The 19,286-nt window shown below is 43.8% G+C and carries 22 protein-coding genes; 13 read left to right on the top strand and 9 right to left on the bottom strand.

The genetic code is table 11. The features are described 5' to 3' along the window. Positions 1-4 precede the first annotated feature (4 nt). Positions 5-1,750, top strand: coding sequence for a M56 family metallopeptidase (locus ABZR88_RS10085; RefSeq protein ID WP_107828851.1), 1,746 nt, complete (start codon positions 5-7; stop codon positions 1,748-1,750). A 113-nt stretch (positions 1,751-1,863) separates the two neighbouring features. Here ABZR88_RS10085 and ABZR88_RS10090 read toward each other — a convergent pair whose 3' ends face one another. Then, positions 1,864-2,301, bottom strand: coding sequence for a nuclear transport factor 2 family protein (locus ABZR88_RS10090; RefSeq protein ID WP_107828852.1), 438 nt, complete (start codon positions 2,299-2,301; stop codon positions 1,864-1,866). Between the two features lie 113 nt (positions 2,302-2,414). Here ABZR88_RS10090 and ABZR88_RS10095 point away from each other — a divergent pair, with 113 nt between their 5' ends. Beyond that, positions 2,415-2,999 carry a hypothetical protein gene (locus tag ABZR88_RS10095; protein ID WP_107828853.1) on the top strand — a complete coding sequence of 195 codons (585 nt, stop codon included), beginning with the start codon at positions 2,415-2,417 and terminating at the stop codon, positions 2,997-2,999. Here the strand turns inward: ABZR88_RS10095 and gpmA are convergent. Then, the gene (gpmA, locus tag ABZR88_RS10100) at positions 2,977-3,666 is read right to left on the bottom strand and encodes a 2,3-diphosphoglycerate-dependent phosphoglycerate mutase (protein WP_107828854.1); all 690 of its coding nucleotides are present in this window, start codon (positions 3,664-3,666) and stop codon (positions 2,977-2,979) included. The genes ABZR88_RS10095 and gpmA overlap by 23 nt on opposite strands. 102 nt (positions 3,667-3,768) lie before the next feature. On the opposite strand from gpmA, the gene ABZR88_RS10105 reads away from it, so the two are divergent. Then, positions 3,769-4,356, top strand: coding sequence for a GPR1/FUN34/YaaH family transporter (locus tag ABZR88_RS10105; protein WP_107828855.1), 588 nt, complete (start codon positions 3,769-3,771; stop codon positions 4,354-4,356). A 272-nt stretch (positions 4,357-4,628) separates the two neighbouring features. Then, entirely contained in the window at positions 4,629-5,888 is a 1,260-nt protein-coding gene (locus tag ABZR88_RS10110) for a nucleoside permease (RefSeq protein WP_107828856.1), read from the top strand. A gap of 75 nt (positions 5,889-5,963) precedes the next feature. Here the strand turns inward: ABZR88_RS10110 and ABZR88_RS10115 are convergent, their stop codons facing one another. Further along, entirely contained in the window at positions 5,964-6,563 is a 600-nt protein-coding gene (locus tag ABZR88_RS10115) for a porin family protein (RefSeq protein WP_107828857.1), read from the bottom strand. 153 nt (positions 6,564-6,716) lie between these two features. Here ABZR88_RS10115 and ABZR88_RS10120 point away from each other — a divergent pair, with 153 nt between their 5' ends. Next, the gene (locus ABZR88_RS10120; RefSeq protein WP_107828858.1) at positions 6,717-7,121 is read left to right on the top strand and encodes a DUF1761 domain-containing protein; all 405 of its coding nucleotides are present in this window, start codon (positions 6,717-6,719) and stop codon (positions 7,119-7,121) included. Between the two features lie 66 nt (positions 7,122-7,187). Here the strand turns inward: ABZR88_RS10120 and ABZR88_RS10125 are convergent, their stop codons facing one another. Next, complete coding sequence (locus ABZR88_RS10125; protein ID WP_170113612.1) at positions 7,188-7,913, bottom strand: head GIN domain-containing protein; 726 nt, start codon at positions 7,911-7,913, stop codon at positions 7,188-7,190. Between the two features lie 119 nt (positions 7,914-8,032). Further along, positions 8,033-8,596: a YqgE/AlgH family protein gene (locus ABZR88_RS10130; protein WP_107828860.1), complete on the bottom strand. Its 564-nt coding sequence runs from the start codon at positions 8,594-8,596 to the stop codon at positions 8,033-8,035. 99 nt (positions 8,597-8,695) lie between these two features. On the opposite strand from ABZR88_RS10130, the gene pdxH reads away from it, so the two are divergent. From pdxH to ABZR88_RS10150, 4 genes are all read left to right on the top strand, one after another. Beyond that, on the top strand, positions 8,696-9,343 hold the full coding sequence (gene pdxH / locus ABZR88_RS10135; protein ID WP_107829008.1) for a pyridoxamine 5'-phosphate oxidase: 648 nt from the start codon (positions 8,696-8,698) through the stop codon (positions 9,341-9,343). Next, positions 9,340-9,837, top strand: a complete 498-nt coding sequence (locus tag ABZR88_RS10140; RefSeq protein ID WP_107828861.1) for an NADH-quinone oxidoreductase subunit C — start codon at positions 9,340-9,342, stop codon at positions 9,835-9,837. Before pdxH ends, ABZR88_RS10140 begins: the two co-directional genes overlap by 4 nt. 223 nt (positions 9,838-10,060) lie before the next feature. Then, the gene (locus tag ABZR88_RS10145; protein WP_107828862.1) at positions 10,061-10,897 is read left to right on the top strand and encodes a cupin-like domain-containing protein; all 837 of its coding nucleotides are present in this window, start codon (positions 10,061-10,063) and stop codon (positions 10,895-10,897) included. A gap of 160 nt (positions 10,898-11,057) precedes the next feature. Beyond that, a complete protein-coding gene (locus tag ABZR88_RS10150; protein WP_245917057.1) occupies positions 11,058-12,197 on the top strand; it encodes an NADH-quinone oxidoreductase subunit D in 1,140 nt (379 codons plus the stop codon). A 205-nt stretch (positions 12,198-12,402) separates the two neighbouring features. Here ABZR88_RS10150 and ABZR88_RS10155 read toward each other — a convergent pair whose 3' ends face one another. Together ABZR88_RS10155 and ABZR88_RS10160 are read right to left on the bottom strand one after the other, a co-directional pair. Beyond that, on the bottom strand, positions 12,403-13,512 hold the full coding sequence (locus ABZR88_RS10155; protein WP_245917051.1) for a S1C family serine protease: 1,110 nt from the start codon (positions 13,510-13,512) through the stop codon (positions 12,403-12,405). Positions 13,513-13,522: 10 nt separating this feature from the next. Next, entirely contained in the window at positions 13,523-14,095 is a 573-nt protein-coding gene (locus ABZR88_RS10160; RefSeq protein ID WP_107828864.1) for an RNA polymerase sigma factor, read from the bottom strand. A 222-nt stretch (positions 14,096-14,317) separates the two neighbouring features. Between ABZR88_RS10160 and ABZR88_RS10165 the strand changes: the two genes are divergently transcribed. From ABZR88_RS10165 to ABZR88_RS10175, 3 genes are all read left to right on the top strand, one after another. Then, a complete protein-coding gene (locus tag ABZR88_RS10165) occupies positions 14,318-14,602 on the top strand; it encodes a hypothetical protein (RefSeq protein ID WP_107828865.1) in 285 nt (94 codons plus the stop codon). A gap of 119 nt (positions 14,603-14,721) precedes the next feature. After that, complete coding sequence (locus tag ABZR88_RS10170; protein WP_107828866.1) at positions 14,722-14,940, top strand: hypothetical protein; 219 nt, start codon at positions 14,722-14,724, stop codon at positions 14,938-14,940. 191 nt (positions 14,941-15,131) lie between these two features. Beyond that, positions 15,132-15,356 carry a hypothetical protein gene (locus tag ABZR88_RS10175; protein ID WP_107828867.1) on the top strand — a complete coding sequence of 75 codons (225 nt, stop codon included), beginning with the start codon at positions 15,132-15,134 and terminating at the stop codon, positions 15,354-15,356. 79 nt (positions 15,357-15,435) lie between these two features. Here ABZR88_RS10175 and lysA read toward each other — a convergent pair whose 3' ends face one another. Further along, complete coding sequence (lysA, locus tag ABZR88_RS10180) at positions 15,436-16,590, bottom strand: diaminopimelate decarboxylase (protein ID WP_107828868.1); 1,155 nt, start codon at positions 16,588-16,590, stop codon at positions 15,436-15,438. A 168-nt stretch (positions 16,591-16,758) separates the two neighbouring features. On the opposite strand from lysA, the gene ABZR88_RS10185 reads away from it, so the two are divergent. Next, positions 16,759-18,171: a phosphoglucosamine mutase gene (locus ABZR88_RS10185; RefSeq protein WP_107828869.1), complete on the top strand. Its 1,413-nt coding sequence runs from the start codon at positions 16,759-16,761 to the stop codon at positions 18,169-18,171. Positions 18,172-18,264: 93 nt separating this feature from the next. Here the strand turns inward: ABZR88_RS10185 and bioB are convergent, their stop codons facing one another. Next, the gene (bioB, locus tag ABZR88_RS10190) at positions 18,265-19,269 is read right to left on the bottom strand and encodes a biotin synthase BioB (RefSeq protein ID WP_107828870.1); all 1,005 of its coding nucleotides are present in this window, start codon (positions 19,267-19,269) and stop codon (positions 18,265-18,267) included. Positions 19,270-19,286 lie beyond the last annotated feature (17 nt).

Consider the following 19,286-nt stretch of genomic DNA (forward strand, 5'->3'; position numbering starts at 1 on the left):
CGCCATGCCTGAGTTATTTATATACCTCATCAAAGTAAACGTAGCCCTGCTGGTATTTTGCGCAGGTTATTACCTGGTGCTACGCCGGCTTACGTTTTACACCCTTAACCGTATTTATCTGGTTACGGCTATCCTGTTTGCCACGCTTTATTCGCGTGTTGATCTAAATAATTTTCTGCAGCGGCACGAGCAGATCAACAAGCCAATCCAGGTGGTGATCATCAACTGGCAAGCGCCTGTAAAAGCGCTTACCACCCGGCACGATCAATGGTACTGGCTGCAAATGGCTTTCTGGGCAGGTGTTATTATCCTTGGTATGCGACTAGGTACGCAACTATTATCTCTTTACCGTTTGCACAAGCGCTCTGAACCGTTACGCATCCAACAATATTTTGTGCGGGCTATCAAGGGCAACGTAAACCCATTCTCTTTCTGGAGAAGTATTTATGTAAACCCGGAGAACCACGAACCAAACGACCTGCAAGCTATTCTGGAACATGAGCAAATCCATGTGAACGAGTGGCATACGCTGGATATTCTGCTAGGCGAGCTCAGCGCGGTGTTTTACTGGTTTAACCCGGGCATTTGGCTCATGAAACGCGCCATCCGCGAAAATATAGAGTTTATAACAGATCGTAAGATTCTGCAAAAAGGTATGGATACCAAAACATATCAATACAGCCTGCTCAATGTAAACCTGCAGGCGCAGAATCATGCCATTGCCAACAACTTCAACATATCAACCATAAAAAAAAGAATTATGATGATGAACGCCAGACGTTCTTCAAACATCAACATCACCCGTTACTTGATACTAGTGCCTGCGGTGATGCTGATGCTGCTGGTATTTTCGGTATCAAAAGCAGAAATAAGCAGAAGCCTTGACAAAGCCGGCAAAGTAGTGGCAAAAGCGCTTAATAAAGCCGTAGTAAACTTAAAAGAAGTTTTGCCTGAACATGCAAAAATCAAGGCAGATGAACCAGTTGCCAAGCCTGCTAAAACAATTAAGGCTCCCCCTATTAGCATAAACGAAGCAGAGCAACCTGAACAATTGCTTACAGCAACTTATACTACCGCTGTTGGCGATACCATCCTCAAGAAACAAAACATCGAATACTATATCAACGGCAAAAAAGTGGAGAACCTGGAGTTAAACAAAATTCCAGCAGCCGATATTGACCATATTGAAGTGTACAAAGACCCTAAAGTAAGCCAAGCCAAAGGCATGGTTTATATCACATTAAAAAATGCAAACGGGACCGTAGATACGTCAAAGAAAGCAAACACTTTCTCAATCGGCACCGGTAAAAAAAGTCTGGACCCTGTTACGGTATTAGGATACCGCGCTGCGAAAAAGGTTAAAACAGATAGCGCCAAAGTAGAAGAGTTGTATCAATTGCGCCAAAGCTACAACCTTACAGCTGATACCATCCATGTTACTTCAGTAAAAATAAACGGTAAGAAGACCGGTATAAATACCAAGGCGAATGTTATATACCTCGACAGCGTCAGCCCCAAACATACCGTCACCAAATTAAACAATGTTCAGTATGCAGATCTGCCGATTTTCAATCAACTTAACTTTGATAACAAACTGATCATTATTAACGGTAAAGAAGCTACTCAGAAACAATTCAGAAAATTATCAGCTGCTGATATCAAGACCGTCAGTAAACTGAGCACTGCAGGCGCTAAAGCCATATATGGCGATAAAGGTGCAAACGGCGCTATCATCATTACCACCAAATAAACCTACCTGTCACCATATACAATAAAAAAGCGATGCGGTATATCCCCATCGCTTTTTTATTGTATGACCAGGCACACCCCGATCTTTATTCTTCAATCTCTATTCTTGAACAACTACTGCACCGGCAAATGGTAAGCCTGACGAGCCAGCAACTTCCATGCCCCTTTTTGTTTTTGGAAAATGAGCATAATGCCTAATTGCGTAGTGCCCGGTTTACCGCCATCATTAGTTTGCGCGGTAAGGATATGGCGAACAATAGCAGTATTGCCTACTACCTTGATGGTTTGCTGGGTAAGATCAATCGTCACAAAGTCTGACGCGCCTGAGGCAATGGCTTCTACAAACGCCGCCTTATCTTGTATTTTTCCGCTGGAGTGACCGTAGCTCAGATCGTCAGCCGCTAGTTGGGTCAAACGGGCGCGATCGCCGTCAACCATAGCTTTGCGCATAAATTCAACAGCGTTGGCTACATCTTTTTCGTCTTTAGTTTGTGCAAACAGCGGCGCAACGGCCAGCAGGCAAAATGCCAGCATCAGGGTTAATCTTTTCATCAGGTTTTATTAGTTTTTATTTATACGAATATAGACAAAATGGCTAAACATAGGTTTATTAGCACCACTGCATTAATTTATCTTCTGTATATTTAAAACAAATAAACCTTACTATGTCACCTAAAACCTTTTGGCTGATTGTTATAAAAATCGCCGGTATTTTTCTGCTGATCCAGGCACTGGGGGTAATACCTCAATTAATAATAGTTGCTTCAATTAATTTAAACAGCCCCGGCCGTGATAGTATCCTGGAAGCTGCCTTACTGCAGTTTGTTGGCTGTATGGTATTTGTATGGTTGATTTGGGCCTGCTTATGCCGGGCAGAAAAAATTGTAGCCCTATTAAAATTAGAAAGAGGATTTGATGATGAAATGTTTAAACTCAGTATCGAACGTGTAAAAATTATCCGGATCATCTTGTTACTGATAGGCACTTGGCTTGTGGTTGAGGCTTTACCTGCTTTTGTTAGTGGCCTGTCTACTTATTTTTCTCTCAGCGATAAGTCCATCGGCATAATAGCAAACCCTGAAACCAAATACCTCTTCCTCCAGATAGGTAAATTTATTATGGCCTACATACTGATCACTTGCAATAAAATAATAGCTAACTGGATAGATGCTCAGGCCGATAAAATTCAATACTATGATCCCAAAGAGCGCGATACTGCTGCAGACGCTAGTCCAGATAATAATGCCTGATCTTATCTAACCGGTCATCTAACTCATAAACCCAGGGCTGAGCGGTGGGAATATCTAGTTGACTCACCTCTTCATCGCGCAAGTTATCAATATACTGAACCAAGGCGCGCAAACTGTTGCCATGCGCTGCTATAATCACTTTTTGGTTCTGGCGCATGGCCGGTACAATTACTTCATGCCAAAACGGTAAGGCCCGGGTCATGGTCTCGCTCAGATTTTCGGTGAGCGGTAGTTCCCGATAAGTTAAATCATTGTAACGCAGGTAATGCCCGGGAAAACGGGGATCATCTGTAGTAATGGCCGGCGGATGCTCATGCGGGTCACGGCGCCATTTGTGTACCTGTTCTTCGCCGTATTTAGCGGTAATTTCGTCTTTGTTTAAGCCCTGTAAGGCGCCGTAAAAGCGCTCGTTCAGGCGCCAGGATTTTTGTACGGGGATCCATAGCTGATCCAACTCCTCCAACACAAAGTGCATGGTTTTGATTGATCGTTTCAGCACCGATGTAAAGCCGATATCAAACGTAAACCCATGTTTCCTTAACAGCTGACCGGCCCGATGAGCCTGCTGGCAGCCTTCTTCAGACAGGTCTACATCTTCCCAACCGGTGAAGCGGTTTTCTTTGTTCCAGAAGCTTTCGCCATGCCTTATCAATACTAACTTTTGCATGTGATAAATAACGATAAATTAAATTACCTGTTTGAAAAACACTTGTTAATTAACTGCAAATAAATTAGATTGCCCCTATAAAACAATTACTAACCTTACTTTATGAGCACTGAAACACCTATTGCTAAGGATGGCATTGCCAATCCTGCCCCTCTCGGTCTATGCGCCTTCGGCATGACCACCGTTTTACTTAATCTTGCCAACGCCGGCTTTATTCCGCTTACCTCAATGATACTGGCTATGGGCATTTTTTACGGCGGCCTGGCCCAGGTAATTGCAGGTATTATTGAAGCTAAAAAGAACAACACCTTCGGCCTTACCGCCTTCACATCTTATGGTTTTTTCTGGCTTACACTGGTGGCATTACTGGTAATGCCAAAACTAGGCTGGGCCGAAGCACCAAGCGGCTCTACCATGCCGGCCTTCCTGGCAGTTTGGGGCGTATTTACATTGCTCATGTTTTTCGGCACACTTAAACTGAACCGTGCTTTACAGTTTGTATTTGCATCGTTAACCATACTCTTCTTTTTACTGGTAATTGGCGATGCTACCGAAAACCCAAGCGTAAAACACCTTGCAGGTTACGAGGGCATCATCTGTGGTCTTTCTGCCATTTACACCGGTATTGCCAATGTGCTGAACGAGGTTTACGGTCGTACCGTAATGCCTGTTGGCCCAGTGAATAAATAGTGATTGAAGAATAAAGATTAGATAAAACAGAAAAGGTGCGGGTTACTGCACCTTTTCTGTTTATAGATTTTTGTCATTGCTGTGAATAGCGGGCCGGATGACGAAGCAATCTCGTCGCACGCAATAGTCCTACAACGAGATTGCTTCGTCGTTCCTCCTCGCAATACAAATAAGCACCCTACACTCCAACTATTCTTTTTTGATTTCGCATTAAAATCCCTAATTTCCACTTTTAATTTTTTAACAGAAACTATAACAAACCGAGTGCCTATATGAATATTAAGTTCCGCTTAATAGTGATGAATTTTATGCAGTTCTTTATTTGGGGGGCATGGCTGCTAACCATCGGGCATTATTGGTTTGATAACAAACTGGGTAACGCTACACAGTTTTCGGCCATTTTCTCAACCATGGGTATCTCGGCCATTTTTATGCCTGCGCTGACCGGTATAATTGCAGACCGCTTTATTAATGCTGAGCGTTTATACGGTTTGATGCACATTCTGGGCGGTGTAGTATTGTTTTGCGTACCAATGGTTAAAGACCCCACCCTGTTCTTCTGGGTAATGTTGCTGAACATGGTATTTTACATGCCTACGCTTTCACTCTCCATTACTGTAGCCTATACAGCTTTGAAGAACCGCGATCTGGACGTAGTAAAAGTTTACCCTCCCATCCGCACGTTTGGTACCATTGGCTTTATTGCAGCTTTGTGGACCGTTAGTTTAACGCACAACGAGTCATCTGCCAATCAATTTTATATAGCCGGTGCCGTGGCATTTGCGCTGGGAATTTATGCCTTTAGCATGCCGAAATGCCCGCCACCAATGAATAAGATAGAAAACAGCTCTATTATCGACGTATTGGGTTTAAGGGCATTCACTTTGTTTAAAACTCCTCGCTTTGCTATCTTCTTTGCCTTCTCTATGCTGTTGGGTGCGGCGTTGCAGTTAACCAACGCCTACGGCGATGTTTTCCTGGGCGACTTTAAGAACTTCCCGCAGTTTCATGATACGATGGCCGTGAAATATCCAGCCATCATTATGTCTATCTCGCAGGCATCAGAAACACTGTTTATTTTAACCATACCATTCTTCTTGCGCCGGTTTGGCATTAAGAATGTAATGCTGTTCAGCATGCTGGCCTGGGTGCTGCGCTTCGGTCTGTTTGCCCTTGGCAACCCTGCTGATGGTCTGTGGATGATCGTCCTCTCGTGTATCGTTTACGGCATGGCGTTCGATTTCTTCAATATCTCGGGCTCATTGTTTGTAGAAACACAAACCACGCCGCAGATCAGGGCTAGCGCGCAGGGTGTATTTATGATGATGGTAAACGGTTTTGGAGCGTTGTTTGGCAGCATTGCCAGCGGTGTTATTATCGACAAATATTTTACCCATGCAGATATGACTAAGAACTGGCACGGGATCTGGCTAACCTTTGCAGCTTACGCTTTGGTTATTGCAGTCATCTTCCCATTTGTATTCCGCTACAAGCACAATAAAGCTTTAGAAATGGCCATTAATCATGCTTAAGCTATAAAAAAGAAAACAGAAAAGGCGTCATGACTTTAATCATGACGCCTTTTCTGTTTTATGCTAACGATTTGCTTATAGTGAGAACAAGCGGTACCCTAAAGATACATTGAACAAACTTACACGGGTTTTATCGCCGCTGGCGTCGTATGGTTGTTTGGTTAAACCGTACTCATAACGCGCATCAATGCTTAGTTTCTTTATATCAACACCAGCACCAAATACCCAGGCAAAGTTTTGGTCTTTATAATTTAACGATACGGCTTTACTAAACGCATTACCCAGACTCTGATCTTTGTTAACCGTAAACGAAGCCAGTGGACCGGTGTAAATACGACCGCCTATACCCATGGCACCAAATTTACCACCTACCAACACTGGTAAATCAATACTGGTAAACTGGGCGGTAGCGGTTACACCATTGTTGTCTTTCACCTCGATGTTTTTGCCTGTAACATACAGCTCCGGCTGCAGGTTAAAACCTAAACCACCAATGCGTGCCCAAACACCACCCAGGTAGCCTGCGCGGTTGTTTGAATTAAAAGTTGAGTTGGTTGAAAAGCGCGAAAGGTTTACGCCGCCTTTCAAACCAAATTCAAAAGATGGTATAAGCTGTGCCGATGCAAATTTTGCAGTAAGCAGGCATAGTGATAAAATAGTAAGCGTTTTTTTCATGTTGTTGATTTGGGTATTTGTGGTTGAAAATGTGCCGCAAAGGTATACACTACGACAATAAAACCAACCTATTACGTACAGATAACGCGAAGTGCAAACGCATTATTTCATTTAAAACAGGTATATTAGAGATACTTAACACAATTTAAACTTATGGATCCCAAACTGATTAACTGGGCCGCAGTGGCAACTGCTGCTCTGTCTGCCTTTCTGATAGGCGGTATCTGGTATTCTAGCGCACTCTTCGGCGACGCCTGGTTGACCGATAGTAAACTCACCGAAAGCGACATTCAAAACGGTAACAAAGGAAAAATTTTCGGCTTTACGGCGGTATTTTCGTTGTTAATGTCGTTTAACTTGTCGCTATTCATCGCAATGACACATGCTGATATAGGCAGAGGCTCGGCCATTGGTTTTCACGCCGGCATCTGGACGTTCTGCGCAATTGCCATTCACAGTTTATTTGAACTTAAGGGTTGGCGCTATATTTTTATAAACGGAGGGTACAGTCTGCTAACACTCACGCTAATGGGCACCATTTTAGGCTGGTGGCATTGATGAAAACGAGCGATAAAAAAAAAGCGCCCTGTATAAGGGCGCTCTTTTACGAGATAAAACAGTAACTTAATTAACCTTTTTAATATCTGCGGCACCGGTTTTACTGGTGCTTACATTTGACGGATTGCCTTTATACTGCAGTTCTGACGCGCCGGTTGAGTGTACGGTCAGGTCTTTCAACACGTTGATCTTGCTGTGTACTGCACCGGTGGTTTCTATATCATAGCCACTCACCACAAAGTCAAACGCGTCTAATGAGCCTGCGCCGGTCATTTTAACATCGTGGGTAGTAGCCTGCCCTCTCAACTTAACGTTGGTACTGCCAGCGCCACGCGTTGTGAGGCGATCAGCATTAATGCTCATATCCACTTTACTGGCACCATTCAACTTCATCTCCAGATCCTGTACACGCAGGGTATCCTGGTTGCTCAATTCTACGGCGCCGGAGCACTCTATAGCTTCCAGATTTTTAACGCCGATGGTAAGCGTAATATCATGATTGCTACAGATATTCTTTTCAGTCTTTATCTTTAACTCGTTGCCGCTATTACTTGTACGGATATATTGCAGCAGATTATCATCGGCACTAACGTGTACAGAGAATGAGCTATCTTGTTTTAACAACACTTTATAGCCGCCCAATAACCTCAACTTGGTAAAGCTTTCTACTTTACGATCTTCAGACGACTCTTTGCCCGATCCTTTTACACAGGTAGTATTACACGAGCTTAATGTGGCAGCACCCGCCGTTAATAAAGTAAATGCAATTGTTTTAAGTAGGTGATTTTTCATGGTTTTTATGTTTATGACGCTGGCGTGCCGCATCGGGTTACATCAAAAGTAAAATAAAAAAAGTCGGCCAAGTGTTTGCTGGCCGACTTACATCTTTATTCAAAACAAGCATTCTCTGCTTAATTCAACATCGGGTTTTCCGGAAAATTGGCAATATGCGCATACCGCTGACCAAGACTAATTACTACCTCGCGCCATAAATTATGCTCAGAATCGGCAAAAATCATCTCCGGTTTATAATCAGACGCTACAATCCATGTATCGTCCTGCAACTCTGTGTCCAATTGTCCGGCAGTCCAGCCAGAATAGCCGGTGAAGAATTTAATCTCATCAGGATTTAATTGGTAGTTGTTAATCAGGTTTTTTACCGTATCAAAATCGCCGCCCCAGTATACACCTTTGGCAATTTCCAGGCCACCTTGAATTTTCTCGGGACAGCGATGTATAAAATGCAGTGTATCAGCAGCTACAGGCCCACCCAGATAAACCGGAAGCTCTGAGTATGATACATCGGGCAGCAAATCGCCCAGTAAATTATCGCTTTGATGATTCAGCACAAAGCCCACAGCACCTTCCTCGTGGTACTCTGTAATAAGAATAACAGACCTCTTAAAATTAGGGTCCATCATAAAAGGTTCAGAAATGAGTAGTCGGCCTACAGCGGCCGGAATAGAACTTAACATATGTTGGTCAAAGTAGAAATTTTTTTGGTTATTAATATGATTGTAAAGTAAAAAGTTTATACCTAATTAACGCTATGGATAATTTGTATGTTTGCACAAATGAACGAGCAAGATATACAAAAACTGAGGCAAGATTACCAGTCATCGTCTTTATTAGAAGCCGATGTAGCTGCCAACCCTATAGATCAGTTTAATAAATGGTTTAACCAGGCCATTGCCGCCGGCGTACACGAGCCCAACGCCATGACGCTGGCTACCGCAACAACCGACGGCCGCCCGTCTGCACGTGTGGTATTGCTGAAGGGGTTTAATAACGAAGGTTTTGTGTTCTATACCAATTACCTGAGCCGCAAGGGCAAAGAATTAGCCAAGAACCCATTGGGTGCATTGGTATTCTTTTGGGGCGATGTAGAGCGCCAGGTACGCATAGAGGGCACTATTGAAAAAGTGAGCAAAGAGAAATCTGAAGCTTACTTTCACACCCGTCCGTTTGGCAGCCAGATTGGTGCCGTGGTATCGCCACAAAGCCGGGAGATTGAAGGTCGGGAGGAATTAGAGCAACACTGGCAAGAGGTTGAAAAAGAACTGGAAGGACAAACTGTACCCAAACCATCGCACTGGGGTGGTTATGTTTTAAAACCGCGTCATATTGAGTTTTGGCAAGGCCGTACCAGTCGCCTGCACGACAGGATTGTTTATAAAAAGGTAGATAACAAAAATTGGAAAATAGTACGCCTGGCACCATGAGTCTGGAAGAAATTAAAGCACTGCTTACTGCCAAGTTTGGCGAAGATGTGGTTGTTGGCGAAGAAATCGGCGGCCTGCAGCCTGCCCTGCTGATAGCTCCTGAGCGCATCGGTGAAGTTTGCCTGGAGTTGCGCGATAACCCGGCAACGTATTTCGATTTTCTGAGCAGTTTAACCGGGGTAGATTACGGCGTAACCGCCGGTCGTTTTGGGGTGGTTTATCACCTGGCTTCTATCCCCTTTCAAACGCAGTTAACTTTAAAAATTTCTAAAGAACATGGCCGGGATCTGACTACTCTACCGCATTTCCCCAGCATTACCTCTGTTTATGGTGCGGCCGATTGGCACGAGCGTGAAGCTTTTGAGCTGATAGGTATTTATTTTGAAGGTCACCCAGACCTGCGCAAACTATTGCTACCTGATGATTGGGAAGGCTATCCTTTGCGTAAAGACTACCACAACGCCGAATATTACAAGGGAATTAAGATAGATTGAAGAACCAGGATTAAACGAATTTTTAGGATTTACAGGATACTTTATGAGAACGACAAAAGACTCATACCAACGTATAACGAGCTTTCTATAAATCTTAAAAATTCGTTCAATCCAGGTTCAATATACTCCCTGTCTCTCTATCATTTATTTAAAAATCGGCTTCCTGCTATAACTTTTCTTTATATTTATAAAGTGATTTTAACCTAAACTCACAATTATAAATATGGATATTATAAGAAGAGACGAGATCTCTTACGAAGAATTTATGGAGCAACACTACAAACCAGGTGTGCCCATTGTTTTCAAAAACGCTGTTAAAGACTGGAAAGCCAAAGGCTTATTTACCCCCGATTGGTTTCGCGAAAATTATGCCGATCGCACTACCGAGGTAAAAGGCAAAACCTATACCATGAAAGAGATTATGGATATGGTAGAAGCCAGTACTGAGGAGAAACCGGCACCTTATCCCTGCATCTTCAATATTAATGAAACGCTGCCCGAAATACTGCCGCTGATTAAACCAGACATTGAGTACTCTAAACCTAACTGGCTGGATAACAAAATGTTTAAAATTGGAAAATGGGGTGCCGTGCTAGAAATGTTTGTAGGCGGGCCGGGCGGTAAATTTCCTTACCTGCATTTAGATTATTACCATCTGAATGCCTGGATTACACAATTGTATGGCGAGAAACGCTTTACGGTTTTCCCACGCGGACAGGAACATTTGCTATATCCTCGTCCGGATGATCCATGGCGTTCTGAATTGAATATTTTTGAACCAGATTACGAAAAGTATCCGAAATATAAAGACGCCACTCCTATCAGTTTTGTAGTTGGTCCGGGCGAAACCTTGTTTATCCCGTTTGGTACCTGGCATACGGCTTACTCATTAACACCAACCATTTCTGTGGCTTTTGACTCGCTGAACAACAAGAACCACAAAGATTTCATGAAAGATGTGTGGACGTTTAAGAAGCGCGATAGTACGCCTAAGGCTTTAGCCATGTATAGCTATGCCTGGGTAGCTACTAATATCAGTAAAATGACAAATAAATATTAAGCAACCACGCATATAAAGAATAAATTTTAAATTCGGGCGGTGATTGCGTTGGCAATTGCCGCTTTTTTATTTACTGCAGAATTTGAACGCCACAACCTCCATATACGAAGAAGCGCTGCGCCGCTATACCGAAAAGATTGCAGCCGCCAGTACCGAAGACATGGTACTGAATATGGGTCCGCAACACCCTTCTACCCATGGTGTGTTGCGCCTGGAACTAATTACCGACGGTGAGATTGTAAAAGAAGTGATCCCGCATATTGGGTACCTGCACCGCTGTTTTGAAAAACACGCAGAATCACTCACCTATCAGCAAACCATTCCGTTTACAGATCGCCTGGATTACCTGGCCTCCATGAATAACAGCCACATTTGGGTAATGGGTGTAGAAAAGATGTTGGGTATTGATAAGGAGATTCCGAAACGTATTGAATACATCCGCGTGCTGGTTTGCGAGCTGAACCGTATAGCATCGCACCTGATAGCTATTGGTACTTATGGTATTGATATCGGTGCGTTTACGCCGTTCCTATGGTGTTTCCGTGATCGTGAACATATTATGGGGATGCTGGAATGGGCATCGGGCTCACGTATGCTGTATAATTACATCTGGGTGGGCGGCCTATTTTATGATTTACCGGTAGGCTTTGAAGAACGCTGTCGCGAGTTTATAGATTACTTCAAACCCAAAATGGTGGAGCTGAACGGCCTACTCACCAATAACGAGATATTTATCAAGCGTACCGCCAATGTAGGCGTGTTGCCAATGGACGTTGCCATTAACTACGGTTGCTCCGGTCCAATGCTACGTGGCTCTGGCCTAAAGTGGGATTTGCGCCGCATTGATGGTTATTCAGTTTACCCTGAACTGGAGTTTGATGTACCGATAGGCAAAGGGGAAATGGGTGCCCTGGGCGATTGCTGGGACCGATACAAAGTACGCGTAGAAGAAATAGAACAATCGGTCCACATTGTAGAGCAATGTCTTGACCGTTTGCAGAAGGAACTAAAACGCACACCTGATTTTGACCCTCGCGCCAAGATGCCTAAAAAGCTCGTGCCAAAACCGCAGGACTATTATGTACGCGGCGAAGGTGCCAAGGGCGAACTGGGCTTCTATTTTATGCACCAGAAAAATGAAGAAGGCCGCGATACGGAAATACCGTTCCGCGTAAAATCACGCGGGCCAAGCTTCTGTAACTTGTCTGTTCTACCCGCCATATCAAAGAATGTAATGATAGCGGATTTGATTGCTATTATTGGTTCGATTGATTTTGTATTAGGGGAAGTGGATAGGTAGGTTTAGTCTTACCTCACCCCGATGTCATTTCGATGAGCACGAGCGGGGGCTGGAGCGTAAGCGCGCAAGAGAAATCTTGTACATGCGATATCCCATCAATCGGCTTATCGCCTTGATAAGATTTCTCCCGTTGGTCAAAATGACATGGATTATAAATGAGAAAAGGCGCCAATTGGCGCCTTTTCTCATTTATAAAAGAAATCTCTTAATAAACCCTCACCATAAACACATAGTTCTGCAGCTTTTTGATTTGCTGAACGCGGTTCAGGTTTGATAGGGTATTTTTGTTACTCATAGTCACCTTATCGCTCAATGAATCTTGCGGTACATTTTGCAAGGCTTTGTACAGATAGCCGGTTTTAACGGCGTATGATGCGCCTTCTGTCTGGGTTTGTTTACCTGATACGATACCGATGATGCTACCCTTGCTATTAACCAGCGGACCACCACTATTACCTGGGTTAACCGGGATAGACACGCGATAAGCGGCAGAATCGCCCTGGTAGCCGTTGGCCGAGCTCAGGTAACCCTGATCAACAACCGGCGAATCACCTTCTGAGTAACCGATGGTATAAACACGCTCGCCCAGATCTGATTTTGATTTTTTGAAGCTGTAAGGCAGCGCAGGCAAACCTTTAAATGAGCTATCATCAATTTTCAGGATGGCCACATCATATTGCGGTTCGGTATAAACCACTTTTACGCGATATGAATCACCTGAAGCAGTTTGCACATAAACTGAGTCATAACGGCTGCCAATTACGTGGTAGTTAGTTACAATATAACCGTCGCTTGATAGCGCAAAGCCAGAACCTTTATAGTTGCCCGGCAGCATGTGTTTTTTAGGGCTGCCATTAATTTGTCGTTGCAGCGCGTTGGTTTTTAAGTTCAGTTGTGCAGTTGATTGCTTAACGCGTCCAATCTCTTCGCGCAGCTCGCGATATTTAGGCTGACCACCAAAGTAACCTGTAAAGAACATAGTTGCCAGCATGGCAAAAATAGCGATAGACGCAGCTACCGAGATCTTTGAATGGTGCTGACGCCACATGCGCACCACCCATGATGGATGCGAAGTCATCTCCTCTACCAGCTCATGTACATCAATCTCGGCATGAATGGCATTCAGGCGGTCTACCAGTTCAACACGCTCGCGGTATTGTTTCAGTATGCCCAAAAACTGCTGATGCTCGGCAATTTTCATGTCTATATCAGCATCCTCGCGGCGCAATTCATCAAAGCGGGCAAGTTCTTCCTTATCCATCTGGCCGCTCAGGTAGCGTTCAATAGCCTCGGTCAACTGATTGTTTGTCATCATCTCTTTTATTCTATTTCTGCTGAAAGAACAATTTCTTCAGCCTTTGCAGGCATTTGTATTTTTGAGTTTTGGCGTTATCCGCATTGGTATATCCAAATTTCTCACAGATCTCCTGCATAGATCTGTCGTTTATATAAAAGTCTTCTATAATAGTTTTGCAAGGCTCGCCCAGCAAAGCCAATGAATTTTTCATTCTGCCAAACTGTATATCGCGCTCGCTGTGTTGATCGATATCTTCTTCCTCCGCAGGTAAAAAATCCTGAAAGTCATGAACATCACCGCCGTAGCGGCTCATCTGTGCCAGCCTTTTGAGCCACAACCGGCGACAAACCGAATAAATAAAAGTTTTCAGTTTGCTGCTCAGCTCAAAATTGCCGGCTTTCACCTTATTATAAAGAACAATAATTGCCTCCTGATAAATGTCCTTTGCGTCGTCGGCAGTGCCGTTATTATTAACGATCAATTGGAGCACCATCGGAAAGTAAGCGACATACAGCCGTCTGAGCACTGTATCAGAATTATTCAATATCCCGAGTATCACCTCGCTATCTGTTGGCACAGAACTGTTTACCTCTTTACTCACCCTTAATACTTTTTACTAAAAATTGTAACCCATAAATAACAAAAAAAATTAAATCGGCCGCCGGCTTTTACGTCAGAACAACAAATATTAGTTAACAATGCAGCTACAATAATGATCAACCTGTACACTAAAACAACCGTAACTAGCTGTATATTTTATAGTTAAAACCACATCGGCACAATTATTGGTTGCAGCTAACATGAACTTTAAATTAACATCACTATGAAAAACGCATTTAAAACCATGAGCATTGCGCTGGCATTATCGGCGGCGCTATGTGCCTGCAATGGCAACGGCAACAAAAGTACAACAGATTCTAGTAATGTAGAATCCACAACCCGAAGCACCACCGATACAACTGTTAAAACAGACACCATGGTAGCCCGTGATACCAACACTTTAAATCCGGACACCAGCAAAGTGCCCACCTCCGGTAAGCCAGACACCTTAAAAAAAACCGTTACTAAGACCACTGTGGTTAAGAAAACGGTGACTCAAAAACCTTGATTTGTTAATTTTTTAACGTTTTTGATACAAATCGAAAAACTTTTTAAAAAAGTTGGGTTACCTTTCTATATTTGCCGGTATTAAGGCTAAATATTAATCACACTTAAAAAAATTAAAAAATGAAAAACGCATTCAAATTCGGCTTTTTAGCTCTGTTCGCTTCTTTAACTATCGCTGCTTGTTCAGGTTCAGGTAAAGGTTCTGCTGCTGATTCAGCTAAAGCTGACTCTGCTAAAGTTGACACTGCTAAAGCTGATTCAGCTGCTGCTAAAGCTGACACTGCTGCTGCTAAAGCTGATACTGCAAAAGCTAAAGCTGACACTGCGAAAAAAATGTAATTCTTCTTCTCTAGAAGTAAATTATTTGAAAGCCCCGGTTTATCCGGGGTTTTCTGTTTTACAGCCCTTTGCGGTTTCCTTCTTTAAATGCGTGTTAAATAACTTTTATTTTTTTTAAAGGATGCCGGGTTACCTTTTAAAAAAGCAAGTATTAAGACTAAACTTTCACACTTAACTAAAAAAGAAACAAAATGAAAAATGCATTCAAATTCGGCTTTGTAGCTCTGGCTCTTTCTATGACAATTGCTGCTTGTGGTGGTTCAGGTAAAGGTTCAGCTGCAGATACTGCCGCTAAAGCTGCTGACTCTGCTGCTGTTAAAGCTGACACTGCTGCTGCTAAAGCTGATACCGCTGCTGCTAAAGCTGACACTGCTGCTGCTAAAGCCGCTAAAGCTGATACTGCGAAAAAAATGTAATATCTCGCTATATAAAAGCAAGAAAGGCCGTTTGAGAATCTCAGACGGCCTTTTCTTTTTTGGATCTATATTCGATTGACTATTCTGAATAGACACTTTGAATTTTATCACGCAGGTTATAGCCCGATGCCATTACCTCACCATAAGCGCCAGCCGTGCGGATACTAATCAAATCGCCACGGAATGACTCTGGTAATTCTACATCTTTCCTGAAACAATCGGTACTCTCGCAGATTGGGCCCACTACATCATATTTAATATGCGATCCTTCGGATGCTTTGCTCAGGTTCTCAATCTCATGATAAGCCTGATAAAGCATAGGGCGCATCAGCTCAGTCATACCCGCATCAAGGATCAGGAAATTCTTTTTCTGACCATTTTTTACATACAACACGCGCGATACCAGCGCAGCACTTTGTGCTACCAGCGCTCTGCCTAGTTCAAAATGTACTTCCTGACCTTCGACTACCTTCAGGTTATCGGCAAATACTTTAAAATAAGCTTCAAAATCAGCCACGTTATTGGTATCGGGCTGATAGTAATCTACACCTAAACCACCGCCTACGTTAAGCACTTTTATTTCCAGGCCTTTATCTTCAAACCATTGTGCCAGCTCGTTAACACGGGCACACAGGTTTTTAAATACTTCCAGGTTAGTAATTTGCGAACCTACGTGGAAGTGAACACCCAGGAACTGGATATTGGGGAGTTTACCTAATGCAGCAACTACATCATCCAGTTGCCAGGTATTAATACCAAACTTGTTTTCTTCCAGGCCGGTAGTAATGTTATGGTGCGTATAAGCATCAACATTAGGATTAATGCGGATAGCCACACGCGCCGTTTTGCCTTTAGCCGCCGCTAACTCGTTAATTACCTCCAGCTCTTGTACAGATTCTACGTTAAAGCAGAAGATATCGGCATCCAACGCGGTGTTGATCTCTTTATCAGATTTACCGACACCGGCAAACACAATCTTATTTTTATCAAAACCAGTATGAATGGCTGCTTTCACTTCGCCACCGCTTACGCAATCGGCACCAAAATCAAAAGACTGAATGGTGCTAACCACCTTCTCGTTAAAATTGGCCTTCATGGCATAGTGCACATGGTATCCATAACGATTGGCCGCTGTTTGGCAAGCCTGAAGGGTTTGACGCAGCAAACCAAGATCATAATAATAAAAAGGCGTTTCTAGTTGACTGAAACGGCTAACAATACCGCTGTTGAACATATTGACTATCAAAAGGATTGGGGCAAAAACATCTAAACTTTTAACATACCTTATATTAAGGCTGAAACTTTAAGACATTATCCCTGTTAAAACAAATATTTATCTTCTTGTGTAAGCTTTTTCGAGGCGCAAAAATAGGGTTAAAAAAACAATATAGCTCACTCTCTGATGATTAAAATTAAATTTGGTACCGATGGCTGGAGAGCCGTTATTGCAGACGACTTTACCGTTGAAAATGTAAAGCGTGTTGCCTATTCCACCGCTATATGGCTGAAAGAGAATTTTGAAAACCCTGCAGCAGTCGTCGGTTGTGATCCTCGCTTTGGCGGGCCACTGTTTGCCGATACTACTGCAACCGTACTGGCATCGCAAGGTGTTAAAGTTTACCGGGCCGAAAATACCTTTGTTTCAACCCCGATGATCTCTTTGGCAACCGTGCATTATAAAGCATCAGCCGGTATCATTATCACAGCCAGCCATAACCCACCTGAATATAGTGGTTATAAGATCAAGGCCTCCTACGGCGGCCCTGCTACACCTGAGGATATTGAAAAAGTAGAAAAACAGATTCCGGATAAGCTCGACCTGCAGCTAAAGTCTATTGCTGATTATCAGAAAAACGGATTGATGGAATTAGTTGATCTCGAAGATCTGTATGTGGCCCACGTAGAGAATAACTTTGACCTCGAGACCATCCGCACCTGCGGACAAGATTGGGCCTATGATGCCATGTATGGCGCCGGACAGAACGTAATGCGCCGGTTATTGCCCGACATCACCTTCCTTCACTGCGATCATAACCCTGGCTTTGACGGACAAGCGCCCGAGCCTATTCAACGCAACCTGCAGGAGTTTGAAGACCTGATCAAAATATCGGAAGGTGAAATTGCCTCGGGACTGGTTACTGACGGCGATGCCGACCGAATTGGCCTGTATGATGAGACTGGCAAGTTTGTAGACTCACACCATATTCTGCTGCTGCTCATCCATTACCTGTACAAGGTGAAAGGTCAGAAGGGCGAGGTTTACTCCACCTTCTCCTGCACCAGTAAAATACAGAAACTGTGCGATGTTTATGGCTTGCACAACACCGTTACTAAAATTGGCTTTAAATACATTTGCGATTTGATTGTCAATTCAGACAAACCTTTCCTGGTGGGTGGCGAAGAATCTGGCGGATTGGCCATTGCTGGCTATCTACCTGAACGCGATGGCATCTGGATCGGCCTCACCCTTTGGGAGTTTATGGCCAAAACTGGTCGCCCGCTGAGCGACCTGGTGCTGGAAATCTACGACCTGGTAGGCGCATTTGCCGTTGAACGTTACGACTTGCATGTAACCGACGAACAAAAACAACAAATTATTGCCAACTGCAAAGCCGGCCACTACAAACAATTTGGCGACTACAAAATTACCAGCACCGATGATATGGACGGCTACAAATTCCACTTCGATGAAAACTCATGGGTAATGGTACGGCCTTCTGGTACCGAGCCGGTGTTACGCGTATATGCAGAAGCACCAGATACCGGCGGCGCATTTAAGATATTAGATGCTACCAAAGCAACCTTGCTGGGTTAATTGCTCTATTTGGATTTATGAATAATAAAAATGCCCGCTCTAAGCGGGCACTTCTATTATTCAATAGTTGTCATTTCTGACAAATGAGTAATCTTACTCCGCAGCAACTTCCTTCTTAACAGCACCTTTTGGGCGGCCGTTTTTGAAAGCCTCGCGTGGTTTCAGTCCCAACAACTGGAACATGGCCATATCCTCATCAAAAGATGGGTTTGGCGTAGTCAGCAATTTCTCACCGGCAAAAATAGAGTTAGCCCCAGCCATAAAGCACAGCGATTGTTCAATCACGCTCATCTCTGTACGGCCAGCTGATAGTCTTACTACTGTTTTAGGCATAATGATACGGGCAGTAGCAATCATGCGCACCATATCCCATATATCAACCTTAGCCTGATCTGCCAATGGCGTACCTTTTACCGGCACCAACGCATTGATTGGCACTGACTCCGGGTGCTGCGGCAGATTAGAAAGGGTTTTCAGCATAGAAATGCGGTCTTCCACCTTCTCTCCCAGCCCGATGATACCACCACTGCACACGGTAATCTTTGCTTTACGCACGTTCTCTAAAGTCTGCAAGCGCTCGTCATAAGTACGGGTGCTGATGATACGTTTATAATCTTCTTCAGATGTATCCAGGTTGTGGTTGTAGGCGTATAAACCGGCATCAGCTAAACGCTCAGCCTGGCTCTCGGTAAGCATACCCAGGGTACAGCAAACTTCCATATCCAGCTCGTTTACGGCCTGCACCATTTCAATTACCTTATCAAAATCGCGATTATCGCGCACTTCGCGCCAGGCGGCACCCATACAAAGACGAGATGCACCACCTGCTTTAGCTTTCTGAGCAGCAGCTACCACTTCTTCTTTAGGCAACATGCCATGCACGTTTACGCCTGTGCTGTAACGCGCCGCTTGCGGACAATAAGCACAATCTTCGGGACAGCCGCCGGTTTTAATAGAGATCAGCGAGCTGATCTGTACTTCGGCGTAGTCTTTATTTTCGCGATGTATAGTGGCCGCTTCGTAGATCAGGTCCAGCAGCGGTCTGTTGTATATTTCGGCAATTTCCTCTTTAGTCCAGTCGTTTCTTACTTCCGTCATATCAAAATGTTTCAAGG

The organism is Mucilaginibacter yixingensis (assembly GCF_041080815.1).
Taxonomy (GTDB): domain Bacteria; phylum Bacteroidota; class Bacteroidia; order Sphingobacteriales; family Sphingobacteriaceae; genus Mucilaginibacter; species Mucilaginibacter yixingensis.